General features: G+C 37.3%; 1 protein-coding gene. It reads right to left on the bottom strand.

All coding sequences use genetic code 11. The annotated features are described in order from the left end of the window. Positions 1-440, bottom strand: a 440-nt coding sequence (locus JWG43_RS18435; protein WP_205244382.1) for a hypothetical protein, incomplete at both ends; no start/stop codon positions are given.

The following is a 440-nucleotide window of genomic DNA, read 5'->3' as shown; positions in this document are numbered from 1 at the left end:
GCCAATATCTTGGAGCGTCATCGGAGGACGCATATAACCTAAACGACCAACCATGATCAAATGGTCTCTCTCATCGAGTTCAGACAAAAAAGAATCAAGATCATCAATTAATATATTTTCTAGAGTTGATAGTTCTATATCTTCTCGTTGGTTATATAGCTTTCGCCCATCCCCTTGATGAACTGATGAAATTTCAGCAACCTCAACACACCCATGACCTTTTTCATCAATATACTTAATCATATCTTTTATTATGGCAATTTTTTTTGTACCTACTCGAGGTATTGATCTAAAAGAATGGATATCAAGTGCACGTAATTCACCTACAGAAAGCTGCTCGCCAAAAAAATTGCATAGAAGATTGCACGTCGCTTTATATACATGAGGTAAAGCCAACTGAGATAAAATAAGGCTATTTGTAGGGAAGCTCTCACGATCCC

Origin of the sequence: Desulfobulbus alkaliphilus (assembly GCF_016918545.1) — a bacterium.
Lineage (GTDB): Bacteria > Desulfobacterota > Desulfobulbia > Desulfobulbales > Desulfobulbaceae > Desulfobulbus > Desulfobulbus alkaliphilus.
Note: the sequence above shows the minus strand (reverse complement) of the source record. Positions and strands in the feature narration are given on the sequence as shown.